The sequence below is a fragment of the Micromonospora sp. NPDC049171 genome (genome assembly GCF_040648275.1).
Classification (GTDB): Bacteria; Actinomycetota; Actinomycetes; order Mycobacteriales; family Micromonosporaceae; genus Micromonospora.
In genome coordinates this window covers 609778-631778 of sequence record NZ_JBEZDJ010000001.1, presented here as the reverse complement: position 1 = coordinate 631778, position 22001 = coordinate 609778, and the positions used below count along the sequence as shown (strand labels likewise).

General features: G+C 71.6%; 17 protein-coding genes. 9 read left to right on the top strand and 8 right to left on the bottom strand.

Going from position 1 to position 22001, the window contains the following annotated elements; all coding sequences use genetic code 11:
* Nucleotides 1-11 precede the first annotated feature (11 nt).
* Complete coding sequence (locus tag AB0B14_RS02565) at nt 12-3710, top strand: hypothetical protein (protein ID WP_357520892.1); 3699 nt, start codon at nt 12-14, stop codon at nt 3708-3710.
* A gap of 414 nt (nt 3711-4124) precedes the next feature.
* On the opposite strand, the gene AB0B14_RS02560 is transcribed toward AB0B14_RS02565, so the two are convergent.
* Entirely contained in the window at nt 4125-4703 is a 579-nt protein-coding gene (locus tag AB0B14_RS02560) for a helix-turn-helix domain-containing protein (RefSeq protein WP_357520816.1), read from the bottom strand.
* 75 nt (nt 4704-4778) lie between these two features.
* Between AB0B14_RS02560 and AB0B14_RS02555 the strand changes: the two genes are divergently transcribed.
* Complete coding sequence (locus tag AB0B14_RS02555) at nt 4779-6353, top strand: bifunctional NAD(P)/FAD-dependent oxidoreductase/class I SAM-dependent methyltransferase (RefSeq protein ID WP_357520814.1); 1575 nt, start codon at nt 4779-4781, stop codon at nt 6351-6353.
* 230 nt (nt 6354-6583) lie between these two features.
* The gene (locus AB0B14_RS02550) at nt 6584-8203 is read left to right on the top strand and encodes a hypothetical protein (protein ID WP_357520812.1); all 1620 of its coding nucleotides are present in this window, start codon (nt 6584-6586) and stop codon (nt 8201-8203) included.
* Between the two features lie 66 nt (nt 8204-8269).
* Here the strand turns inward: AB0B14_RS02550 and AB0B14_RS02545 are convergent, their stop codons facing one another.
* Nucleotides 8270-8833 carry a GNAT family N-acetyltransferase gene (locus tag AB0B14_RS02545; protein WP_357520810.1) on the bottom strand — a complete coding sequence of 188 codons (564 nt, stop codon included), beginning with the start codon at nt 8831-8833 and terminating at the stop codon, nt 8270-8272.
* A gap of 174 nt (nt 8834-9007) precedes the next feature.
* Between AB0B14_RS02545 and AB0B14_RS02540 the strand changes: the two genes are divergently transcribed.
* From AB0B14_RS02540 to AB0B14_RS02530, 3 genes are all read left to right on the top strand, one after another.
* Complete coding sequence (locus AB0B14_RS02540) at nt 9008-9739, top strand: methyltransferase domain-containing protein (RefSeq protein ID WP_357520808.1); 732 nt, start codon at nt 9008-9010, stop codon at nt 9737-9739.
* Between the two features lie 171 nt (nt 9740-9910).
* Complete coding sequence (locus AB0B14_RS02535; protein ID WP_357520806.1) at nt 9911-11305, top strand: FAD-dependent oxidoreductase; 1395 nt, start codon at nt 9911-9913, stop codon at nt 11303-11305.
* Between the two features lie 58 nt (nt 11306-11363).
* A complete protein-coding gene (locus AB0B14_RS02530; RefSeq protein WP_357520804.1) occupies nt 11364-11720 on the top strand; it encodes a hypothetical protein in 357 nt (118 codons plus the stop codon).
* Nucleotides 11721-11930: 210 nt separating this feature from the next.
* On the opposite strand, the gene AB0B14_RS02525 is transcribed toward AB0B14_RS02530, so the two are convergent.
* The gene (locus AB0B14_RS02525; protein WP_357520802.1) at nt 11931-12617 is read right to left on the bottom strand and encodes an alpha/beta fold hydrolase; all 687 of its coding nucleotides are present in this window, start codon (nt 12615-12617) and stop codon (nt 11931-11933) included.
* Nucleotides 12618-12733: 116 nt separating this feature from the next.
* A complete protein-coding gene (locus tag AB0B14_RS02520) occupies nt 12734-13594 on the bottom strand; it encodes an SDR family NAD(P)-dependent oxidoreductase (protein ID WP_357520800.1) in 861 nt (286 codons plus the stop codon).
* A gap of 171 nt (nt 13595-13765) precedes the next feature.
* On the opposite strand from AB0B14_RS02520, the gene AB0B14_RS02515 reads away from it, so the two are divergent.
* Nucleotides 13766-14683, top strand: coding sequence for a helix-turn-helix transcriptional regulator (locus AB0B14_RS02515; RefSeq protein WP_357520798.1), 918 nt, complete (start codon nt 13766-13768; stop codon nt 14681-14683).
* A gap of 16 nt (nt 14684-14699) precedes the next feature.
* Here the strand turns inward: AB0B14_RS02515 and AB0B14_RS02510 are convergent, their stop codons facing one another.
* Genes AB0B14_RS02510 through AB0B14_RS02500 form a run of 3 tightly spaced genes read right to left on the bottom strand, consistent with a single transcriptional unit; the run spans nt 14700 to nt 17317 of the window.
* Nucleotides 14700-15470 (bottom strand): nucleotidyltransferase domain-containing protein, encoded by a 771-nt coding sequence (locus AB0B14_RS02510; protein ID WP_357520796.1) that lies wholly within the window; start codon nt 15468-15470, stop codon nt 14700-14702.
* Nucleotides 15471-15506: 36 nt separating this feature from the next.
* The gene (locus AB0B14_RS02505) at nt 15507-16847 is read right to left on the bottom strand and encodes a hypothetical protein (protein WP_357520794.1); all 1341 of its coding nucleotides are present in this window, start codon (nt 16845-16847) and stop codon (nt 15507-15509) included.
* 5 nt (nt 16848-16852) lie between these two features.
* Nucleotides 16853-17317 carry a hypothetical protein gene (locus AB0B14_RS02500; protein ID WP_357063623.1) on the bottom strand — a complete coding sequence of 155 codons (465 nt, stop codon included), beginning with the start codon at nt 17315-17317 and terminating at the stop codon, nt 16853-16855.
* Between the two features lie 124 nt (nt 17318-17441).
* Here AB0B14_RS02500 and AB0B14_RS02495 point away from each other — a divergent pair, with 124 nt between their 5' ends.
* Together AB0B14_RS02495 and AB0B14_RS02490 are read left to right on the top strand one after the other, a co-directional pair.
* Nucleotides 17442-18257 carry a copper resistance protein CopC gene (locus AB0B14_RS02495; protein WP_357063625.1) on the top strand — a complete coding sequence of 272 codons (816 nt, stop codon included), beginning with the start codon at nt 17442-17444 and terminating at the stop codon, nt 18255-18257.
* Between the two features lie 249 nt (nt 18258-18506).
* Nucleotides 18507-20912, top strand: a complete 2406-nt coding sequence (locus AB0B14_RS02490; RefSeq protein ID WP_357520792.1) for a ricin-type beta-trefoil lectin domain protein — start codon at nt 18507-18509, stop codon at nt 20910-20912.
* A gap of 51 nt (nt 20913-20963) precedes the next feature.
* On the opposite strand, the gene AB0B14_RS02485 is transcribed toward AB0B14_RS02490, so the two are convergent.
* Complete coding sequence (locus AB0B14_RS02485) at nt 20964-21935, bottom strand: hypothetical protein (protein ID WP_357520790.1); 972 nt, start codon at nt 21933-21935, stop codon at nt 20964-20966.
* Between the last annotated feature and the right edge of the window lie 66 nt (nt 21936-22001).

The window sequence follows — 22001 nt, the reverse complement described above, 5'->3', positions numbered from 1 at the left end:
CGACCACCACGGTGATCACCAGCGTCGGTCAGCAGGTCCCGTACTCGTTCCACGTGGTCAACACCGGCGGCGTCCCGCTCACCACCATCTCGGTCACCGACACCCAGACCCCGCCGTCGTCGAACGGCAACCTGGGCCCGATCACCTGCGCCGCCACCACCCTCGCCCCCGGGGCGCGGACCGCGTGCACCGCCACCTACACCGTCACCCAGGCCGACCTCGACAACAACGGGGTCACCAACGTGGCCACCGCCCAGGGCACCCCGCCCGGTGGTCCCCCGGTCGTCTCCGAGCCGGAGACCCTGACCATCCCGGCGCAGGGGCTCACCGCCGCCGTCAGCGTGCTGAAGTCGTCCACCACCACGTCGATCAGCTCGGTGGGTCAGCAGGTGCCCTACCGCTACCTGGTCGCCAACACCGGCGGTCTGACCCTGACCAACGTCGGCATCACCGACGTGCAGGCGCCGCCGTCGTCGAACGCGAACCTCGGCCCGATCACCTGCCCGCAGACCACCCTCGCGCCCGGCCAGACCACCACCTGCACCGCCACCTACACCGTCACCCAGGCCGACCTCGACAACAACGGGGTCACCGACACCGCCACCGCGCGGGGCACGCCGCCCAGTGGCACGCCGGTCACCTCGCCACCCTCGACACTGACCATCCCCGAGGCGGGACTGACCCCGTCGATCGCGGTGACGAAGACCTCCACCGCCGCCTCGATCACCACGGTCGGCCAGCAGGTGCCGTACACGTTCCTGGTGGTCAACACCGGCGGACTCACGCTGACCACCATCAACGTCACAGACGTGCAGGCGCCGCCGTCGTCGAACGCCAACCTCGGCCCGATCACCTGCCCCGTCACCACCCTCGCGCCCGGCGCGCAGACCGCCTGCACCGCCACCTACACCGTTACCCAGGCCGACCTCGACAACGACCAGGTCACCAACACCGCCGTCGCCCACGGCACCTCGCCCGGCGGCGGCACGCCGGTGGACTCGCCGCCCTCGACGCTGACCCTGCCGGAGACCGGCCTGGTCCCCTCGATCGCGGTGGTGAAGACGTCCACGACCACCACGATCACCACCGTCGGGCAGCAGGTGCCGTACACGTTCCAGGTGGTCAACACCGGCGGGTTCACCCTGACCAACGTCGGCGTCACCGACGTGCAGACCCCGCCCTCGTTGAACGCCAACCTCGGGCCGATCACCTGCGCGGCGACCACCCTCGCCCCCGGCGTCCAGACCACCTGCACCGCCACGTACACGGTCACCCAGGCCGACCTGGACTTCGGCGCGGTACGCGACACCGCGACCGCGCAGGGCACCCCACCCGGCGGCCGCCCACCCGTGCAGTCGCCGCCGTCGACGTTGACGATCCCGGGCGACGTGGTCGCGCCGGCGATCGCGCTGGTGAAGTCGTCCACCGCCGCGACCATCAACGCGGTGGGCCAGCAGGTGCCCTACCGGTTCCTGGTGGCCAACACCGGCGGCATCACCCTGACCAACGTCAACGTCACAGACGTGCAGGACCCGCCGTCGTCCAACGCGAACCTCGGGCCGATCACCTGCCCGCAGACCACCCTCGCCCCCGGCGAGACCACCGTGTGCACCGCCACCTACACGGTCACCCAGGCCGACCTCGACCACGACGAGGTGACCGACATCGCCACCGCGCACGGCACCCCGACCGGCACGGAGGAGCCCGTCGACTCGGACCAGTCCGTGCTGACCATTCCGGCAGCCGACGTCACTCCGTCGATCTCGGTGGTCAAGTCGTCCACCACCACGTCGATCACGACGGTCGGGCAGCAGGTGCCCTACCAGTTCCTCGTGATCAACAACGGGGGCGTCACGCTGACCAACGTCACAGTCACCGACGCGCAGACACCACCCTCGTCGAACGCGAACCTCGGGCCGATCACCTGCCCGCAGACCACGCTCGCGCCCGGTGCGGTGACCGCCTGCACCGCCACCTACACCGTCACCCAGGCCGACCTGGACAACAACGCGGTCGTCGACGTCGCCACCGCGCACGGCAACCCGCCGGGCAGTGACACCCCCATCGACTCCCCACCGTCCACACTGACGATCCCGGAGACCGGACTGGTCGCCGCGATCTCGGTGATCAAGTCCTCCGAGACCGTCACGATCAACACGGTCGGGCAGCAGGTGCCCTACCGGTTCCACGTGGTCAACACCGGCGGGCTCACCCTGACCACCGTCACCGTCACCGACGTCCAGGCACCGCCGTCGTCGAACGCCGGTCTCGGGCCGATCACCTGTGCGACCACCACACTCGCCCCCGGCGCGTCCACCGACTGCACCGCCACGTACACGGTCACGCAGGCTGACCTCGACAACGGCGGGGTCACCGACACCGCCACCGCGCACGGGACGCCGCCGGGCGGGGGGACACCGGTGAACTCGCCGCCCTCGACGCTGACCATCCCCGAGGCGGGGCTCAGCGCCGACATCGAGGTGATCAAGTCGTCCACGACTGTGGCGATCACCGCGCCGGGGCAGCAGGTGCCGTTCACCTTCCTGGTGGTCAACACCGGTGGTCTCGCGCTCACCGGCGTGACAGTCACCGACACCGTGCTGCCGCCGTCCGAGCGCGTCCTGCTCGCGCCGATCACCTGCGGTCCGCAGAACACCCCGAACGGTGCGGTGACCCTGGCTCCGGGCGCTGACATCCAGTGTCGGGCGACCTACACGGTGACCGCCGAGGACTTCGCCGGCACGGCGCTGATCAACGTCGCCACCGCCACCGGCACACCACCGATCGGGGCGCCGCCGGTCTCCCCGCCGTCGTCGCTGGACATTCCGATCCCGCATCCGGAGATCGCCATCACCAAGGCGGTCACGCCCAGCGTGGTGTCCGCGGCCGGTGACACCGTCACGTACCAGTTCGTGGTGACCAACACCGGCACCACCTCGCTCAGCGCGGTGACGGTCGACGAGACCGAGTTCTCCGGCACCGGCACGCCCGGGGCGATCACCTGCGGCACGCCGCCGGTGGCCAGCGGCAGCGTCACGCTGGCGGCGGGGGCCAGCACCACCTGCACGTCGACCTACGCCGTCACCGCGGCCGACATCGCGGCCGGCCGGATCACCAACACCGCCGTCGCCGCCGGCACGCCGCCGACCATCCCCGGACAACAACCGCCGGGACCGGTACGTTCCGATCCGGCCACCGCCGAGGTCACGGCCACCCGGGGTGCGGCGATCACCGTGGTGAAGTCCAGCAGCACCGACAAGATCGGTCGGCCGGGCCAGCAGGTGCCGTTCCAGTTCGTGGTCACCAACACCGGGCAGGTGGCCCTGACCGACGTGACGGTCACCGACACCCTCACCGCGCCGGCCGCGCCGACGAACCTCGGCCCGATCACCTGCGGTCCGGACCGGACCGCCAACGGGGCGGTGACCCTGGCGGCGGGCGCCGCCGTCACCTGCTCGGCGACCTACACCGTCAGCAAGGCCGACCACCACCACGGGTCGCTGCGCAACACAGCGACCGCGACCGGCACCCCGCCGGACGGTCCGGCACCGCTCTCCCCCGAGTCCACCATCACCATTCCGGTGCGGGGCAAGCTCCCGGTGACCGGCGAGTCCTTCCCGATCGGGGGCTGGATGACCGCCGGCCTGCTGGCGGTGCTCCTCGGCGCCACATTGCTGCTGATCGTCCGGCAGCGTAGGGCCCGCGCCTAGCGCGGAACAGTCGCGAGGGTCGGACCGGAGGGGAACCGGTCCGGCCCTCGCGCCGTGTCACGAGGCGGCGCTGCGGCAGCCACTCCACAGCGTGGAGCCGTCGGCGGCACGGCCGGCCATCAGCTCGTCGGCCCAGATCGGCAGGGTCTCTTCGGTCATGTCCGTCCCTTCGACGCCGCGGTTGTCCGGCTTCCCCGGTGGGAGTCGGAGATGGGTGCTCGGCACCCGGCACTCCGGGTGCCGGGGATGTCTCGCGTCACCCGGCGCCCGTCGTCCCCCGTGTCAGAAGCGTGCGTCAGGGGTCTTGGACAAACCTTGCAAGAAGCCTGAGATTCCCTGCTGATCGACACGAGGTCGCCGAAGTCGGGGTGTCCCGGCGGCCTGGATGCCCCGACTTCACTGATCGCGTATTGATCAGGCCGGTCGGGCCCGGACGTGGAGCCGCTCCCCCTGCGGGCCGAAGAGACTGAGGGCCTCGGCGACACCGGGCCCGGGGTTGAGCACGAGGTGCGGAACGCGGGTGTCGAACTCGGCCACCTCGCCCGGGGTCAGGGTCAGGTCGCGGTCGCCGAGCAGCAGGCGCAACCGGCCGGAGAGCACGTAGAGCCACTCGTACCCCTCGTGGGTTTGCGGGGTCCGCTCCCCGGCCGTCGGATCCGGCGGGAAGATCTGTTTGAACGCCTGCAGGCCACCCGGTCGGCGGGTCAGTGGCAGGAACGTGACGCCGTGGATGACGATCGGCTTGGGGCGTACCCGGGGGTCGCCGGTGGCCGGCGCGTCGACCAGCTCGTCCAACGCCACCTGGTAGGCCCTCGCCAGCGGGAGCAGCAGTTCCAGGGTGGGCCGGCGGCTGCCGGACTCCAGCCGGGACAGGGTGCTCACGGAGATGCCGGTCAGGTCGGCGAGCTGGGTCAGCGTGGTCCCCCGCTGGTGGCGCAGGGCGCGCAGCCGTGGGCCGACGGCCGCCAGCGCGGCGGTGTCCTCGTTTGCCATAACGGCAAGAATAGTTGCCACTTTTCCGGCGACGACGGATGGTGGGCTCAGCCGACAAGGTATGAGGGAGAACCGGTGGACGAGACATACGACGTGGTGGTGGTGGGCGGCGGCGCCGCGGGGCTCAGCGGAGCCCTGGCGCTGAGCCGGGCGCGGCGATCGGTGCTGGTGATCGACGCCGGCGAGCCGCGCAACGCGCCCGCCGGCCACGTGCACAACTACCTGGGGCGCGAGGGGACGCCGCCGGGCGAGCTGTTCGCGGCCGGGCGGGCCGAGGTCGCCGAGTACGGCGGGCAGTTCCGCGCCGGGCTGGTGCGGGCCGTGACCCGCGACGACGACGGGTTCCGCCTCGACCTCGACGACAGCAGCTCGGTGCGGGCCCGTCGGCTGCTGGTGGCCACCGGGCTGACCGACGAGCTGCCCGACGTGCCCGGGCTGGCCCAGCGGTGGGGACGCGACGTCCTGCACTGCCCGTACTGCCATGGTTGGGAGGTCCGGGACCGGCGGATCGGCGTCCTGGCCACCGGGCCGCTGGCCACCCACCAGGCCGAGATGTGGCGACAGTGGAGTTCCGACGTGCTGCTCCTGCTGCACGACGCTCCCGCACCGGATGCGGAGACCGCCGAGCGGCTCGCCGCCCGCAGCATCGCGGTGGTGCCGGGTCCGGTCGCCGCCGTGGAGGTGACCGACGACGTGCTGACCGGCGTACGGCTTGCCGACGGGCGGGTGGTGGCGCTGGACGCGGTCGTGGTCGGGACGCGGCTGACTCCCCGCGCCGGCCTGCTGGTGGGGCTGGGCCTCGCGCCGGAGGAGGTGATGATGGGTGATGTCGTGATCGGTGCGCAGATCCCGGCCGACCCGACCGGGGCGACGAGCGTGCCGGGTGTCTGGGTGGCCGGCAACATCGCCGACATCCGCGGTCAGGTCATCACGTCCGCCGCCGCCGGCCTGACCGCCGGCGCGGCGATCAACGCCGATCTCATCGCCGAGGACACCCGGGCGGCGGTGGCCGCGTACCGGCAGGTGGTGGCCACCGCGTTCGAGGAGCCGGCGTGGGAGGAGCGGTACCGGTCCAAGCCCGCGGTGTGGAGTGGCCAGCCGAACCCACAACTGGTCGCCGAGGTCGCCGACCTGGTCCCGGGGCGCGCGCTGGACGTGGGCAGCGGTGAGGGCGCCGACGCGGTGTGGCTGGCCGAGCGGGGCTGGCGGGTGACGGCGGTGGACATCTCCACCACCGCGTTGAGCCGAGCCAGCGCGCACGCCGACAGCGTCGGCGTCGGCGACCGGATCGAGTTCACCCACGCCGACCTGCGCGACAAGCCGCCCGTCGAGCAGGCGTACGACCTGGTGTCCGCGCAGTTCATGCACCTGCCCCCGGTGCAGCGAGGCGAGTTGTTCGCCCGGCTGGCCGAGGCGGTGGCACCCGGTGGCGTGCTGCTGATCGTCGGGCATCACCCCTCGGACCTGTGGACGTCGGCGCGCCGGATGCACATGCCGGACATGATGTTCACCGCGCAGGACGTGGCCGCCACCCTGAACCCGTCCGACTGGGAGGTGCTGGCCGCCGAGGCCCGCCCCCGCCCGGCCACCGCACCGACCGGCGAGCAGATAACCATTCACGACGCAGTCCTGCTGGCCCGCCGCCGCTAGCCCGCTCCGACCCCGTCGATCATGGAGTTGTGGTGCCGGAATGGTGGTGGTCCACGACCTATGTCGCCCACCACAACTCCATGATCGACGCGAGATGAGGGGGCTCTACGAGACGTGGTGGGGCGGGACTTCGCATGCGGTCGGCTCGGCGGTAGCGTTGCGCCACACTGACGGCCCGCGGGGCAGGCGACCGCCGACCCGCACGCCCCCGATCGTACGGAGGATGGTGCATGTCCATCGGCGCTGAGCCGCACGCAGCACGCGACGATGCGGCCTCCCGGCCGAGCTTCGAGCTCGCCCTGCGCGGCTATGACAAACGCCAGGTGGATCGGCACCTGGAGCAGCTCGACGGTCAGATCGCGATGCTGAGTGGCGAGCACGGTCGCTCCGCGGTCCGGGTCCGTGAGTTGACCGCCGAGGTGCAGCGCCTGCGCGCCGAGTTGGCCGAGATGCGGGAGCAGCCGGTGCAGGTGGACCGTGCCTCGATCCACGATCTGGGCCCGATGGTCGCCGAGATCATGACGCTCGCCGACAAGCAGGCCGCCATGATCATCGAGTCGGCCAGCGACCGGGCCAACGAACTGCGCAGCGAGTCGGAGCGGATCCTCGCCGACACCCGTGAGCGGGCCGCGCAGGCACGGCAGGACCTGTCCGAGGAGTTGGCGACCCGGCGTTCCGAGCAGGAGCAGGCGCACGAGGAGCGGCGCACCCTGGCCGAGGCCGAGTTGACCGCGATCCGCGAGCACGCCGAGCAGTTGCGCGCCGACGGTGAGGCCGCACACGAGCGCGCCCAGCACGAGGCGAAACGGATCACCGAGCAGAGCGCCCAGCAGCTCAACCAGACCCGGGTCGCCGCCGACGCGCTGATGAAGTCGGCCCGTACCCAGATCCAGCAGGAGCTCCAGTCGGCCCGCTCCAAGAACCAGCAGGAGATGGCCCAGTGGCAGGCCAGCGTGGAGCGGGAGGTCAACGAGCGGCGCACGGCCGCCGAGCAGGACATCGCCGAGCAGCAGGCCGCCGCCGAGCAGGAGCTTGCCGAGCAGCGCAGCTCCACCGAGCAGCAGATCGCCGCGCTGCTGGCCGAGGCGCAGCAGCACGTGACCGAGCTACGTAACCGGGCCGACGAGCAGGCCGCCACGCACCAGGAGCAGCTCACCGCCCTTCAGCAGGAGATCGCGGAGCGCCGGCAGGAGGCCGAGGAGCTGCACGCCGAGCTGGACACCGCCCGCCAGCAGCTCGCCGAGATCCAGCAGGAGGGCGAGACGCTGGAGAACGAGCTGTCGCGGATGCAACAGCGGCTCAGCGAGGTCCGCCGGGACCTCACCGCCGAGAGCGCCCGGCTGGACGAGGCCCGCCGTGCCGGGGACTCCGCCGAACGGCACGCCAAGGAGGTACGCGCCCGGGTGCAGCGGGAGGCCAAGCGGGTGGCCGACCTCGCCGCCGCCGCGGTCATGGCGGCGGCAGCCGGTGGTCCGGAGACCGCCGAGTACCCGATGGTGGGCACCCGGTCCAGCATCGACCGGCCGAGCGCCGACCGGCCCTTCGTCGACCGGACCGGTCACGGGCGGGCCGACGCCGACCAGTCCGGCGACGAGCAGTCCGTTACCGAGCAGTCGAGGGGCGACCGGTCCGGTGCCGAGCCGGCCGACCGTGAACGCGCCGACGGTGAACGCGCCGACGGGCCGACCACTGTGGACGAGCCGGTGGCCGCGTCCACCGACCGGCCCGCCGCCCCGGACGGGCACGTCCAGGAGCCGGAGCGCATCTTCACCCGGCCGGACGCCCCGACGCCCGTGCCGTTTCTCGCCTTCGGGCAGCCGGTCAGCGAGAACGGCGCCACCCGGCACTGACCACGACCACTGTCGTCCGGGCCCGCAGCGAACTCGCACGGGCCCGGGACGGTCCGGGTGTCGTGGCTACTGCCGCTCCCACTGCTCCTTGGTGATCTCGTACCGTACGCCTCCGTGCTCGGAGCCCTCGATCATCTCCATGTCGGAGGGAGTGGGGATGGTGGCCGCGAGCGTCATGTCGAGCTTCGCCATGATGTTGCGCGATCCGTGGTTCACGGACATCGTCTCAGCCCAGACCATGCGCACACCGAGCTCCGTGAACGCCTTGCCCAGCAAGGCCCGCGAGCCCTCGGTGGCATAACCGTTGCCCCAAGCCGCCTGCCGCAGACGGTAGCCGAGTTCGACTTCGTCCAGCGGGCCCTCCGGCCCGGGACGCAGGATGAACCAGCCGATGAACGCGCCGCCGTCCTTCTCGTGCGCGGCGAACAGTCCGAGGTCGCCGTCCCACTTCTCGTACCCGGCGAGGATGTTCGGGAGGTAGCGCTCGCGGACGAGCTCCGGCGCGGTCGGGTTGCCGCCGGTCAGGTAGCGCATCACCGCCGGGTCGCTGTCCAGCTCGATCAGCAGGTCCGCGTCATCGGCAGTGAAACGGCGCAGGGCCAGTCGCTCGGTCTCCAGGTAGGTGTCCACGAGTCGATCATGTCTGATGCAGGTCGGGGCAGCCCAACGGTTTTCCTCGGCACCTCGGGGGCGGCGGAGGAGCGACCCGCGACGGCGACGACCGGATCAGATCGACGCGACCGCCGGTGTGAGTCGGCGCTCGCCCTCTTGGCCGCCGCACGGCTTGCCGGGTTGGATAGGCGGATGGCTCTGATTTCCTACGACAGCGTGGACGCAGCCGCCTTCCACGCGACCCGGCACCTGCGAAACGCCGATCTCGGGACCTGGCGTACGGCGATCAGCCGGCACTTCGAGGCCCAGCCCGGGATGCGCATGCTCGACCTCGGCTGCGGCACCGGCAGTTGGGCGCACGCGTTCCGCACCTGGTGGCCTGGAGTCAGTGTCGTGGCGGTGGACCCCTCGGCGGCCATGCGCGAGCGTGCGGTGTTCCAGCCGGTCGTGCCGGGTGCCACCGACGGCCTGCCGTTCCGGGACGGGAGTTTCGACGGGGTCTGGCTCTCCACAGTGATTCACCATGTTCCCGACCTCGCTGCTGCTGCCCGCGAGATCCGGCGGGTGCTGAGACCGGGCGCGCCGGTGCTGATCCGGTCCGCGTTCGCCGGTCGGCACGAGGCGATCAGCCTGTTCCACTGGTTTCCGGAGGCCGTCGCCGTGCTGGACCGGTACCCGAGCATCGCCGACGTCGAGGCCGCGTTCGCCACCGCCGGGTTCGCGGTCACGGGCTGCGAACCTGTTCCGCAGGCGACCGCCCCGTCGATCGCCGACGCCGCCGCCGGACTGCGCCGCGAAGCGCACACCCCTCTACAGCTGATCAGCGACGAGGCGTACGCGGCAGGCATCGCCCGGTTGAACGATGCCGCACGAAGGCCGTCCGGGCCGGTCATCGATGCGCTGGACCTGCTGGTGCTCCGCTGAGCCACAACCCGGCCGACCCGGAAACCTGGACGACAGCCCTTCAACGACTGTTGACCTGGGGCGATTCTGCCCGGAACCGGGTCGCCGGTCTCCTCGGAGCTGGCAGGCTGGGCTGGCCGTCGCGCACCAGCGGTGGCCGCCGGCCTGCCCGGTGACCGAGAGGAGCGCCCGGTGACCGACGGACCTGAGGAATTCGACCTGCTCGTCGTGGGCGGCGGCAAGGCCGGCAAGACGTTGAGTATGGACGTCGCCCGCTCCGGGCAGCGGGTCGCCATGGTCGAACGCGGCATGATCGGCGGCAGCTGCATCAACGTCGCGTGCATCCCGACGAAGGCCCTGGTCACCAGCGCCCGGGCGGCCCGCCTGCTGCGCGACGCGTCCGCGCTCGGCCTGAGCGTGCAGGGCGGACGGGTCGACGTGGACCTGCTGCGTGCGCACAAGCAGGACGTCGTCGAGGGGATGGTGGCCGCCAACCGGCAGCAGTTCCTCGACTCCGGCCTGCACCTGGTGATCGGCGAGGCCCGGTTCGTCGGCCCCCGGACCGTACGGGTGTCGCTCGCCGACGGTGGTGAGCGGCTGCTGCGCGGCGACGACGTGGTGATCAACACGGGTACGCGTCCACATCTGCCCTCGGTGCCCGGGATGGCCGAGGCCGGGGTGCTGACCAGCGACGAGCTGCTGCGCCTGGATCGGTTGCCGGCCCGGCTGGTGGTGCTCGGCGGCGGCACCGTCGGGGTGGAGTTCGCGCAGATGTTCGCGTCGTTCGGCAGCGCGGTGACGCTTGTCGAGGGCGGCCCCCGGCTGCTCCCCCGCGAGGACCCGGACGTGAGTGACGCGGTGCTACGGGTCTTCCTCGACGACGGCATCGACGTCCGCGTCGGCATCGCCGTCGCCCGCGTCGACCGTGACGCGGACGGCACGCTCCGGGTGACACTTGACGACGGCAGCCTGGTGACCGGGGATGACGTGCTGGTGGCGGCCGGGCGGGAACCGGTCACCGACGGGCTCGGCCTGGACGTGGCCGGCGTACGCCTCAACGAGCGCGGCTTCGTGCAGGTCGACGAGCACCTGCGCACCAGCGCCGAGCGGACCTGGGCGGCCGGCGACGTCGCCGGCAGCCCGCAGTTCACCCACGTCTCGCTGGACGACTACCGGATCATCCGGGCGAACCTCGCGGGAGGACAGCGCAGCACCGCCGACCGGCTCATCCCGTACACCGTCTTCACCACCCCGGAGCTGGCCCGGGTCGGGCTCACCGAAACCGAGGCGCGCCGCGCCGGGTACGACATCGAGGTGGCCCACCTGCCGGTCGCCGCGATCCCCCGGGCGCGCACCCTGCGCCAGACCCAGGGCACATGGAAGGCGGTCATCGACACCAACACCGACCAGATCCTCGGCGCGGCGCTGCTCGGCGCCGAGGCCGGCGAGGTTATCACCTCGGTGCAGTTGGCCATGCTCGCCGGGATGCCGTGGACCGCCCTGCGCGACGCGGTCATCACCCACCCGACCATGACCGAAGGTCTCAACCTGCTCTTCGCCTCGCTCAAGCCCCGCCCGGTCCGCTGACCCGGCGCCCTCCGTCGGAGCGGTCACACAGTTCCGGGTACGCGGCTAGCATCCGGGCATGGCCCTGACCTACGCGACAAGCCACGGCCACGACGCGGCACGCTTCTTCGGGCCGCTTGTCGACCTGTACGAGTGTGTCTACGCCGAGCCGCCGTACGAGGAGGGCCCGGACCAGGTGTCCCGTTTCCGCGACCGCCTGCCCGGCGAGGCCGCCCGGCCAGGTTTCACCCTCGTCACCGTCACCGAGGGCTCGTCGCTGGTCGGTGCCGCGTACGGGTGGACCATGTCAGCCGGGACTGGTGGTCCCGCGCCGACGGCAACCCGCCCGCCGAGATCCGCGCGGCGTCGAAGCTGGCCGTCCTGGAATGGATCGTCCACCCGCACCGCCGAGGTGAGGGAGTTGGCGCGGAGCTGATGCGCCGACTACTCGCCGACCGGACAGAGCGGTACGCCACCCTCGCCTCCGACCCCCCGCTCGCGCGCCCGTGAGATGTACGCGCGCAACGGGTGGCGGCAGGTCGGCACGTCGATCCTGCCCTGGGGCCCGCCCATGGATCTGCTCGTCCGCGACCTCGACCCGAAGCCGATCCGCTGAACGGCCCACGGCCCACGGCCCACGGCTAGGCTAGGGCCTGTTTCCGCCGTAGGCGAGGTGACGGGCGAGGAAGCGCTCCGAGCTTTCCCGCTCGAATGCGGGTACGCCGGTGTGCGGCCCGGCGTTGGCGTGCAGCGTCTTCTCCGGCGAGGCGAATGCATCGAACAGCGCGACAGCCGAGTCACGGGGCACCAGCTTGTCGTCCCACTGCAGGAGAAATTCGACAGGTACGGTGATCCGGGCCGCCACCAACGGCACTCCGATCGCGCTGCCCAGCGACAATCCCCAGAACCCCACCGGCCCGCCCCGGCCGACGACGTCGAGTTGTTGCAGGGCGTCCAGCACCGTTCGCCACTCGGAGACCGCTTGTCTGCCGAGTTGAGCGCTGTGCCGCAGGAGCTGCGAGTCGATGGGCTCGCCGGCCGCTATCCGCTCCCGAATTCCGGCCCTGAACCGCTCGGTCAGCTCGGTTCCCGACCGATCACCGTGTCCCGGTGCATCGACGGCCGCCACCGCGAAACCGTGGGCGGTGACGAAGCGGTGTGCACGGGCCACCAGACCCGAGACCAGCTTGTGGTTACCGCCGCCGTGGGCCAGCAACACCAAGGGGCGACCGCTGGCGGCACCGCCCGGCGACCAGAGCACTCCAGGGATGTCCCCGAGGGTGAAGCGACGTTCCGAGACGCCGTTCGCGATCGTCTCCGAGGTGAAGCGCATAGGTCCGGAAGATAGCCTCCGAGGGGGTCGGGCAGGAACCGGGTTCCCTCATGATGTCGGGCCCGGCCTGGACAGTGAGACCAGGCCGGGCAACGCCAGGACTTAACGGAGAGCCCTTAGCTGTGCCGCGGGATGTCCGTCGTGTACGCCAGCTCGCGGCCCGCCTCCACGTCGGAGGTCAGTGCATCGATCCGGGCCTTGACCAGTGAGTAGGAGTCCGAGCCGAGCAGTTGGTGCAGAGGAGCCTTTCCCGCGACCGCCACCTCGATGATGGCGGTCGCGGCTCGGACGGGGTCACCGAGCTGGGTGCCCGGCATCGCCAGGTGCGCCTCGGTCATCTCCCGGATCGACTCGTAGCCGGAAACGGTGGTCGGCGGCAGGCCAAGGGAGTGGGTACGCAGAAAATCGGTCTGCATGTAGCCGGGCTCCACGAGGTTGACCTGCACGCCGAAATCGCCGACTTCCGCGGCCAGTGACTCGGTCAGCCCTTCCAGGGCGTACTTCCCGGCGCAGTAGAGACCCCAGCCCGGGAAGGAGGTCAGACCGAGGATCGAGGAGATGTTGATGATGTGACCGCTGCGCTGGGTGCGCATGGACGGCAGCACCGCACGAAGAACGTTCCAGAGCCCAAAGATCTGCACGTCGAACATCTGCCGGACGTCGGCGTCGGTGACCTCCTCGATGGCGGCGAGGAAGCCGTAGCCGGCGTTGTTCACGACTACGTCGATCGCGCCGAAACGGTCGGTGGTGGAGCGGATCGCCGCCGCGACCGCCGGCTCGTTCGCGAGGTTCAGCTCAAGTGGCAGCAGCCGGGCCCGGTCCACGGATCCCAGGGCCGCGTCGAGACGCTCAGCCGACCTGGTCGTCGCCGCGACGTTGTCACCGCGCTTGAGGAGCTGCTTGACCAACTCCAGGCCGAGGCCCCGGGAGGTGCCCGTGACGAACCAGGTGGCGGGTCGGGTGGTGGGGTACGACATCGGTGTTCTCCTTGTGACTGGAGTGGCAGCGCTGTGCCCTGCCGGAGACGCGTTTCATGCTGCTGCCGGGCGGGCGGGCCGAACACCCCTGGCCAGGCCCAGCCGTACCTGGGAACGACATGCCCACCCAACCCCTGGGCGCGGACTGTCGCGCGCGGCATCATTGGCGACATGGTGCGACGTACAGAACTGGCCGGCTTCCTGCGGAAATGCCGGGCTGACACGACGCCGGAGGCAGCGGGAATCGTCCCGCTGTCGGGGCGACGCGTCCGCGGCCTGCGCCGTGAGGAGGTGGCTCAGCTCGCCGGGGTGAGCGTCGACTACTACACCCGACTCGAGCAGGGCCGCCACAGCAGTCCGTCGGAGGCGGTCATCGACGCGTTGGGCCGTGTCTTCCAGCTCGACGCGGCCGCCCGGGCTCACCTTGTCGACCTGGCCCGGCCGGCCCGGCACCGCGCCGGGCAGGTGCCGGGCCAGCGGGTCCGGCCGGCGATGCACCAGATGATCGCCTCGATGGTCGACCACCCGGCCTTCATCGTCGGGCGCCGCACGGACATCCTCGCGTCGAACCTGCTGGCCCGCGCCCTCCTCACCGACTGGACCCAACTGCCACCCCGCGAGCGCAACTACACGCGCTGGGTCCTCCTCGACCCCGGCGCCCGCGAGGTCTACCCCGAATGGGCCACCGTGGCGGCTGACGTCGTGGGCACGCTGCGCCTCTACGCCGGCCGGAACCCCGACGACCCGCAGCTCAACGAACTCGTCGGCGAGCTGACCATCAAGAGCCCGCAGTTCCGTACGTGGTGGCACAACCACCGGGTGCACGAGCGGACCCACGGCACCAAGCACATGGTCCACCCCGTCGTGGGACCGATGACCATCCGATACGAGGCGCTGGCACTACCCGGCGACGACGACCAGACGCTCTTCATCTACACCACGGATCCCGGCAGCAGCTCACACGACAACCTGCGCCTGCTCGCGCTCTGGGCGACACAGCAGCGGTACGCCCCAACGACCGGCGCCTCCAAGGCCGCTTCCGCCCAGGACCTGCTCGTGTGTGACCTTGACCCGAAGCCGGTCCGCTGAGCGCCGCGGAGCACGGCTACGCGGCGGCGATCTCGTCGCGTACCCGTTGTTGGAAGGCACGGGCCTGTGCCCCGGTGGGCGGGGGCCCGCCGTGGCGTGCGGCGACCGCCCGGCCGATCACCTCGGCCGGGTCGCCGGCGTCGATCAGCCGCTGACCGGCCGCGACCTTGGCCAGCCAGACGCCGTCGCGGTGGCGCACCAGCGACCGGCAGGCGCCGAGCACGGCGTCCTCCGTGCCGGGCGCCGGTTCGTCGTCCGACGGGGTCGGCAGGGCCAGCCACCAGGACAGCGCGTCGACGAGCAGGCGGCGCAGGTCGGCCGGGGCGAGGTCGGCGAAGGCGTCCCCCGCCGGCGGGCCGAGCAGCGGCAGCCCGCTCTGGTGCAGGATGCTGCGGTCCAGCCCGTACCAGAAGCGGCCGTCGCCGACCGGCCGGTCCGCGGGGTCGAGGGTGCACCGGAACGGCATGCCGGACCCGGTGTTCAGCTCGACCTCGAAGCCCGGCTCGGGGGTTCCGGAGGCGGCCACCTCCCGGCGGTACGCGACAAGTTCCAGCCCGCGCGCCGGGCAGGGCAGGGCCTCGTGGCGTAGCCGCGCCACCAGCGTCCGCTTGACGGCGTCGGTGAGCGGTCCGGCGCTGACCAACGCCACGTCCACGTCGCTGCGGCCGGCCTGGTACGCGCCGAGCCCCACCGAGCCGGCCGCGTACGCGCCGACCAGGTCGGCCCCGAGCACGTCCCGGGCGGCGGCGACCAGGTCGTCCAGATAGTGCTGAAGTGCGGAGTCCACGGGCCATCATGGCGCACGGGTCGGAGCCGAGCGGGACTACCCCGCGTAGAGCAGCAGCAGACCGGCGACGGTGTAGGCGACCATCAGGGCCAGCAGCGGGAGTTGACCGGCCACCGCCCGGGCCCGGGGGAACAGGTACAGGGCGCGGTCGTGGGCGAGCAGTGTGCCGACCAGGTGTCCGAGGACGATGACGGTGATCTGGAGGCTGGCCACCCCGGAGGGCGTGACCAGCCCGGTGTGCGGTTCCCAGTCGGCGGTGCCGAGCCAGTTGGCGCCGGTGCCCAGCGGGTCGGAGAGCAGCGCGACGGTGCGTTGGCCTTCCAGGATCAGCAGCGAGTAGTAGTGCGCCACCACGTAGCCCACCGCGATCGGCACGATCGAGTGGGCGATCTCGCCCGGCACCGCTCGGGTTTCGGCCGGGTCGGCTCGCCCGATGCGGGCCGCGGCCGTGGTGGCGAGCAGGTACGCCACGGCGACGGCGGCGATGACCAGGATCAGCCCGCCGCTGCCGGTGACCGCCGGGTGCAGGCCGTTCTCCTGGCTGAAGCGCAACCAGCCCGGCGCGTTGGAGAGGCTGTCGTACATCGTCGAGCCGAGCAGCACGACCGCCACGGCGACCAGCCCGGGCCGGGGCCGCAGGCCGGCGATCCCGTCGAGCGGGTTGCGCCAGACCAGTACGCCGTCGGCGGCACGGCCGATCGGGGCGAGCTGACCGACCAGGGTGCTGTACACCTCGAAGGGGTCGGCGCGGTCGAACCAGCCGACGCCGAACAGGGCCGCTCCGACCAGCATGACCACCGCGTACGCGGCGAGCCAGGCGGTGATGACCGGCAGGGTGGCCCGTTCGGGTGCGACAAGTTCCAGCCAGACGAACCCGAACAGTGTGGCGGCACCCGGCCACAGCCCCACACCGGCTGGCAGCTCACGAAGCCCACGGTCCGGGTCCCGGCGCGCCGCCAGCGCGACGAGCAGATGCACCGTACGCAGCGGGTTGAGCGCCCGCCAGACCGGGCCGAGCAGCAGTGACAGTGGGGCCAGCCCGACCCAGAGCAGCACGTAGAGCGCGCCGGCGCTCGGATTGTCCGCGGTGTCCGGCCCACCCAGCAGACCCACGCAGAACCAGACGGCGGTGAGCAGGCCGACCCCGCGCAGCGTCCACCGCAACGGTGGTGCGTCGACGAGCCGGGCGAGCCGTCGGGGCACCGGGTGGCCGCCTGTCGCGTCCCGGTCGAGTCGGGGTTCGCGCCAGAGCAGGCCCAGCGCGAGGAACGTGACGACGAGGGTCAGCGCGGCGGCGACGACCAGCTGCGGCAGGGTGATCGGCAGGTCCTGGCGGCCACCGACGCCGTGTGCCAGCAGCGGTGCGGGGGCGCTCATCTCGGTCAGCGGACGACGAGCTGGAACAGCACCAGCTCGGTCTCGTGCGTCTCCACCTCGAACAGACCGGTCTTGTCGGCCCGGAAATCCACCGAGCCGGGCTTGCCGGCCGGCAGTCGCGCGCCCAGGTCGTAGCCGTGCACGTGCAGTTCGTCCGACACGTCGGAGGTAACGGTGATCCGGACCAACTGTCCCTTACCCACGGTGATCCGTCCGGTCGGCGGACTGATCCGCCGCTTGGCGATCGTCACGACGATCTCGCGGTCCGCCGCCGGTGCGCTGGGTGACGGGCTGGCCGTCGGGGTCGGCGCGGTGGTGGCGGCGCTCGGCGCGGCGGCGGACGTGGTCGGCGCGGTCGGGGTGGCCACGGACGGGTCGTCGTCGTGCCCGCAACCGGCGACGAGCAGGGCGGTGAGAACACCGGCGGTGAGGGCGGCAGCGGCGCGGGGGGTGGGGGTGCGGGCGAACACGGGCGGGCTCCGAACGACGCGAGGGGGACGGGTGGCGGGGTGATCGTCGGGGAGGAGAACTCTACGTCTTGTTCGGCGGCGGCGAAATGACCATGATGAACGAATGCCATCGAGGTTGGTCACTGTGCGTAACACCCTGAGTCGTGCCGTGGCGGCGTTGGCCGCGATGCTCGTGGTGTCGCTGCTGTTGCCCGCCGCTCCGGCGTCCGCGCACGGCCAGTTGGCGACCTCCACCCCGCTGACCGGCACCGTGGTGCGCGAGCCGCTGACCCAACTGGCCCTGTACTTCACCGAGAAGCCGGCCGCGAACGCGCACTTCACCGTCACCGGGCCGAACGGCTCCCGGGTGGACAGCGGCTGGTCCGCCGGCGAGCCGAAGCGGCTGGACAAGCCGGTCACCGAATACTTCAAGGTCAACGGCGTGTTCGAGCCACGGCTCTACCACACCGGTTTCCCGGCCCTGGTGACCGTCGCGCACTGGCCGGCGAAGGGCCGCTACACCGCCAACTACCTCTCCGTCGCCTCCGACGGCGAGACGGTCCGCGGCACCGTCACCTTCGACTACCAGGGGCGCAGCACGGCCGCGCCGGCCGGTTGGACGGCGCCCACGGCGGGGCCGGACCCGGCGCTGCTGGCCCAGGCCGAGGGCGAGGGATCGGCCGCCCCGGCGGCGACCGACAGCCCGGTGGCCCCGACCGGCGCTCCGACCGCCGCCAGCGAGGAGCGGTCCGGCGGGTTCCCGGCCTGGCTGGTCCCGGCCCTGATCGTCGTCGTGGTCTCCGCGATCGTGCTGGTGGCGGCACGCCGCCGACCCGCCGCGCGCACGGCCGCCACACCGGGCCGCCGACCCGCCGGCCCCGCCCGCAAGGCCGGTGCCCCGGCGCGTCAGTCCACCACCCCTCGCAAGACCGGTCGTCCGGCCCGGCGCGGACGGCGGTAGGGCCGCCCCGACATCCGGCATTCACCGCGTATCACCACGGACTTTCGTACAGACATCGGGAACTTTTGATGTATCGACGCGAAGCCATGGACAGTCAAATCGAAACGCCTTAATGTCTCGACCCATCAACCCGATGTTTCCGCAATGTCACTCGTCGGCGTCGAGGACATTACGGAGCCGGGCCCGACGGCCTTCCTCACCGCTGCCTCGCACCGGCCGTCGGACACTCCACTGCCTCCTGGAGGAACGATGGGCCCACGCCTGCAACGCCGACTCCACCATCCCGTCCTGGGTGCGCTCGCACTCGTCCTCACCACCGGCCTCTGGGCCGCTCCGGCCACCGCCGCCCCCGCGCAGGAACCGGGCGTCACGCTGCGCGTCTTCGACGTGCAGGTGCCACTCTCCGAGCTCTGCACCCTCAAGCCCGCGCAGACGCCCAACGTGGACAAGCTGATGCCCACGATCAACTGGACGTCGGCGACCGACTTCGGTTTCGAGGACAACTTCGTCTCGCAGGTGCTCGGCAACATCACCACCACCCAGGCCGGCAGCTACACGTTCCGGCTCAGCAGCGACGACGGGTCCAAGCTGGCGATCGACAACACCGTCGTGATCAACCACGACGGTCTGCACGGTGCCACCCCGCCCAAGGAGGGCACCGTCACCCTCACCGCCGGTCTGCACCCGCTGCGCATCGACCATTTTGAGCGGGGCGGCGGACAGCAGATCACCCTGGAGTGGAAGACGCCCGGCTCGTCGTCCTTCGTGGTCGTACCGAACTCGGCGTTGAGCACCGACGCCGGGGTGGTCCGGGTGACCGCGCCGGGCCGCAAGGAGTGCGAGGGCATCGCCGACACCCCCGGCGACGGCCTCCCGCTGACCGGGGTGCACCCCGGCTACACGCTGACCAACCTGCGGCCCAGCGGCTTCCAGCCGAAGGTCACCGGAATGGACTGGCTGGCCGACGGCCGGCTGGTCATCTGCACCTGGGGCGGCAGCGACCAGTCCGGCACCTCCCAGGACGGTGAGGTCTGGATCCTCGGCAACACCGGCGGCGCGACCACGTCGGGCGCCGTGACCACCAAGAAGATCGCCGGTGGCCTGAAGGAGCCGCAGGGGCTCAAGGTCGTCGACGGGGTGGTCTACGTCTCGGAGAAGCAGCGGCTGACCCGGCTGGTCAACACCGGCGGCGACGAGGTGGCCGAGCGCCTGGACACCGTCGCCACCTGGCCGTACGGCGGCAACTTCCACGAGTTCGCGTTCGGGCTGCTCTACCAGGACGGGTTCTTCTACCTGAACCTGTCGGTGTCGATCAACTCCGGCGGGGCCACCACCAACCCGCAACCCGCCACCAACCGGGGCACCACCCTCAAGGTCAACAAGGACACCGGCGCGGTCAGCTACGTCGCGGGCGGCCTGCGTACCCCACACGGCATCGGGTGGGGCCCGGAGGGCGGCATCTTCGTCACCGACAACCAGGGCGGCTGGCTGCCCTCGTCGAAGTTGGTGCACGTCAAGCAGGGCCGGTTCTTCAACCACTACACGAACCCGGCCGGCCCGTTCGACACCGCCCTGGTCACGCCGCCGGTGCTGTGGATGCCGCAGAACGAGATCGCCAACTCGCCCAGCACGCCGCTGTACCTGACCAGCGGCCGTTACGCCGGCCAGTTCGTCATCGGCGACGTGACGTACGGCGGCCTGCAACGGGCCAACGTGGAGAAGATCAACGGTGAGTACCAGGGCGCCCTGTTCCGGCTCACCCAGGGCCTGGAGGCGGGCGTCTCCGAGGTCAACATCGGCCCGGACGGTGCGATCTACGTCGGCGGGCTCGGCGCCGGTGGCAACTGGGGTCAGACCGGCAAGCTGTCGTACGGCCTGCAGAAGCTCACCCCGACCAGCACCACCGCGTTCGAGATGCTCGCCATGCGGGCCACCACGACCGGCTTCGAGGTGGAGTACACCCAGCCCGTCTCGACGGAGACCGCCGCCGACCTAGCCGCGCACTACAAGCTCAAGCAGTGGCGGTACGAGGCGACCGCGAACTACGGCGGCCCGAAGATCGACGAGGAGACGTTGAGCGTCACCTCGGCCACCCTCTCGGCCGACGGCCGGAAGGTCTCCCTGACCGTCGCCGGCCGCAAGGCCGGACGGGTCGTCCACCTGCGTTCACCGCGCCCGTTCACCGCCACCGGCGGCGAGTCACTGTGGAGCACCGAGGCGTGGTACACGCTCAACTCGATCCCCGGCAGCCCTCCCGCGCCCACCGGCGGCACCATCACCGGCGTCGGCGGCAAGTGCCTGGACGTCGACAACGCCGGCACCGCCGACGGCACGAAGATCCAGCTCTACACCTGCAACGGCACCGGCGCGCAGTCGTGGTTGCGCATCGGCGACACGTACCGGGTCCTGGGCAAGTGCCTGGACGTGGACAACGGCGGCACCGCCAACGGCACCAAGGTCCAGCTCTGGACGTGCAACGGCACCGGCGCGCAGGTCTGGCAGCCACAGGCCGACGGGTCGATCCGCAATCCGCAGTCCGGCAAGGTCGTGGAGGCCGCCGGCGGCAGCACCGCCAACGGCACCCAGATCCAGCTCGGCACGTACGCGGGCGGCGCCCACCAGAAGTGGGTCATCGGTGCCGGTGTGACCGGCTGACGTCGGACGAGGGGCGCGGTCTGACCGGCGGGTCGGCCGCGCCCCGCTCGTTCAGCGCAACAGCACCGGTCGGTTCCCCCGGGCGCCGACGAGCTGGCCGTGGACGTTGATGTCCTCGATCACGTCGCTCTCCCGCACGCCCCGGGTGGTCAGGTCGGTCATCACCCCGTCGCGCCAGAGAAACGGCTGCCACTGCGTGGTGGTGGTGCTCCGGCCCACCACCACGCCCCGGTCGTTGATCGCGGTGGCCCGGCTCCAGTCGCCGCCGAGGGTGCCCAGGTCGGTCAGTGTCCCGTTCTGCCAGCGGAAGGCCCGCCCGTTGGCCGCGCCCACCACCTGGCCCCGGTTGTTGACGCCGACGGCCTCGCTGCCGATCCGAGTGAGCACACCGTCGCGCAGCCGGCCGCCGACACAGGTGCACGGATAGTCCTGCGGCGGCACGTTCCACCCGCCCACCACGTCACCGACGTTGTTGAAATCGGCGGTGAACTCGTAGAAGTACTGCTGACCCAGGTCGGTGAAGGTGCCGTCGCGCCACAGGAACCGGTGCGGCATGTCGCCGGCGGGTTCGCTGGTGCCGAGCACCTGCCGCCGGTCATTGACGCCGATCGCCACGCTGTTCTCCCCGCCCAGGGTGCCCAGGTCGAGGAGGTGACCGTTGCGCCAGAGCACCGCCCGGGTCAGGTAGTCGGGACCGAACGAGGTGATCGCCACGTCGCCGAACTCGTTGACGTCCACGGCCTCGGAATCCGTGTCGCCTGGCAGCACGCCGAGGTCGGTGATGACGCCGTGGCGCCAGCGCACGGCGTGCCGGGCGCCGCTGGCGACGGTGCTCCAGCCGACGATGTCGCCGCGGTCGTTCATCGCCGTCGCGGCGCCGTCTCCCCCGCTCAGCGTGCCGAGGTCGACGACCCGGTAGGTGCGCGGGGACGCGGCGGCGGGAACGGGGGCAAGGGTGGTCAGGGCGACGACCGCCGTCGTCGCGACGGTCAGCAGGGAACGCGGGGACAGCACGGACGCCACGGGGACGCTCCTCGCATCGGAGCGGCGAAGGCCCGCGGACGGGCGCGACCGGACCTCACCACTGTG

Coding starts and splice junctions, on each gene's coding strand:
- AB0B14_RS02560 (WP_357520816.1), bottom strand. CDS start 4,703: ATGGCAAACGAGGACACCGCCGCGCTGGCGGCCGTCGGCCCACGGCTG.
- AB0B14_RS02550 (WP_357520812.1), top strand. CDS start 6,584: ATGTCCATCGGCGCTGAGCCGCACGCAGCACGCGACGATGCGGCCTCC.
- AB0B14_RS02540 (WP_357520808.1), top strand. CDS start 9,008: ATGGCTCTGATTTCCTACGACAGCGTGGACGCAGCCGCCTTCCACGCG.
- AB0B14_RS02530 (WP_357520804.1), top strand. CDS start 11,364: ATGGCCCTGACCTACGCGACAAGCCACGGCCACGACGCGGCACGCTTC.
- AB0B14_RS02525 (WP_357520802.1), bottom strand. CDS start 12,617: ATGCGCTTCACCTCGGAGACGATCGCGAACGGCGTCTCGGAACGTCGC.
- AB0B14_RS02520 (WP_357520800.1), bottom strand. CDS start 13,594: ATGTCGTACCCCACCACCCGACCCGCCACCTGGTTCGTCACGGGCACC.
- AB0B14_RS02515 (WP_357520798.1), top strand. CDS start 13,766: ATGGTGCGACGTACAGAACTGGCCGGCTTCCTGCGGAAATGCCGGGCT.
- AB0B14_RS02505 (WP_357520794.1), bottom strand. CDS start 16,847: ATGAGCGCCCCCGCACCGCTGCTGGCACACGGCGTCGGTGGCCGCCAG.
- AB0B14_RS02490 (WP_357520792.1), top strand. CDS start 18,507: ATGGGCCCACGCCTGCAACGCCGACTCCACCATCCCGTCCTGGGTGCG.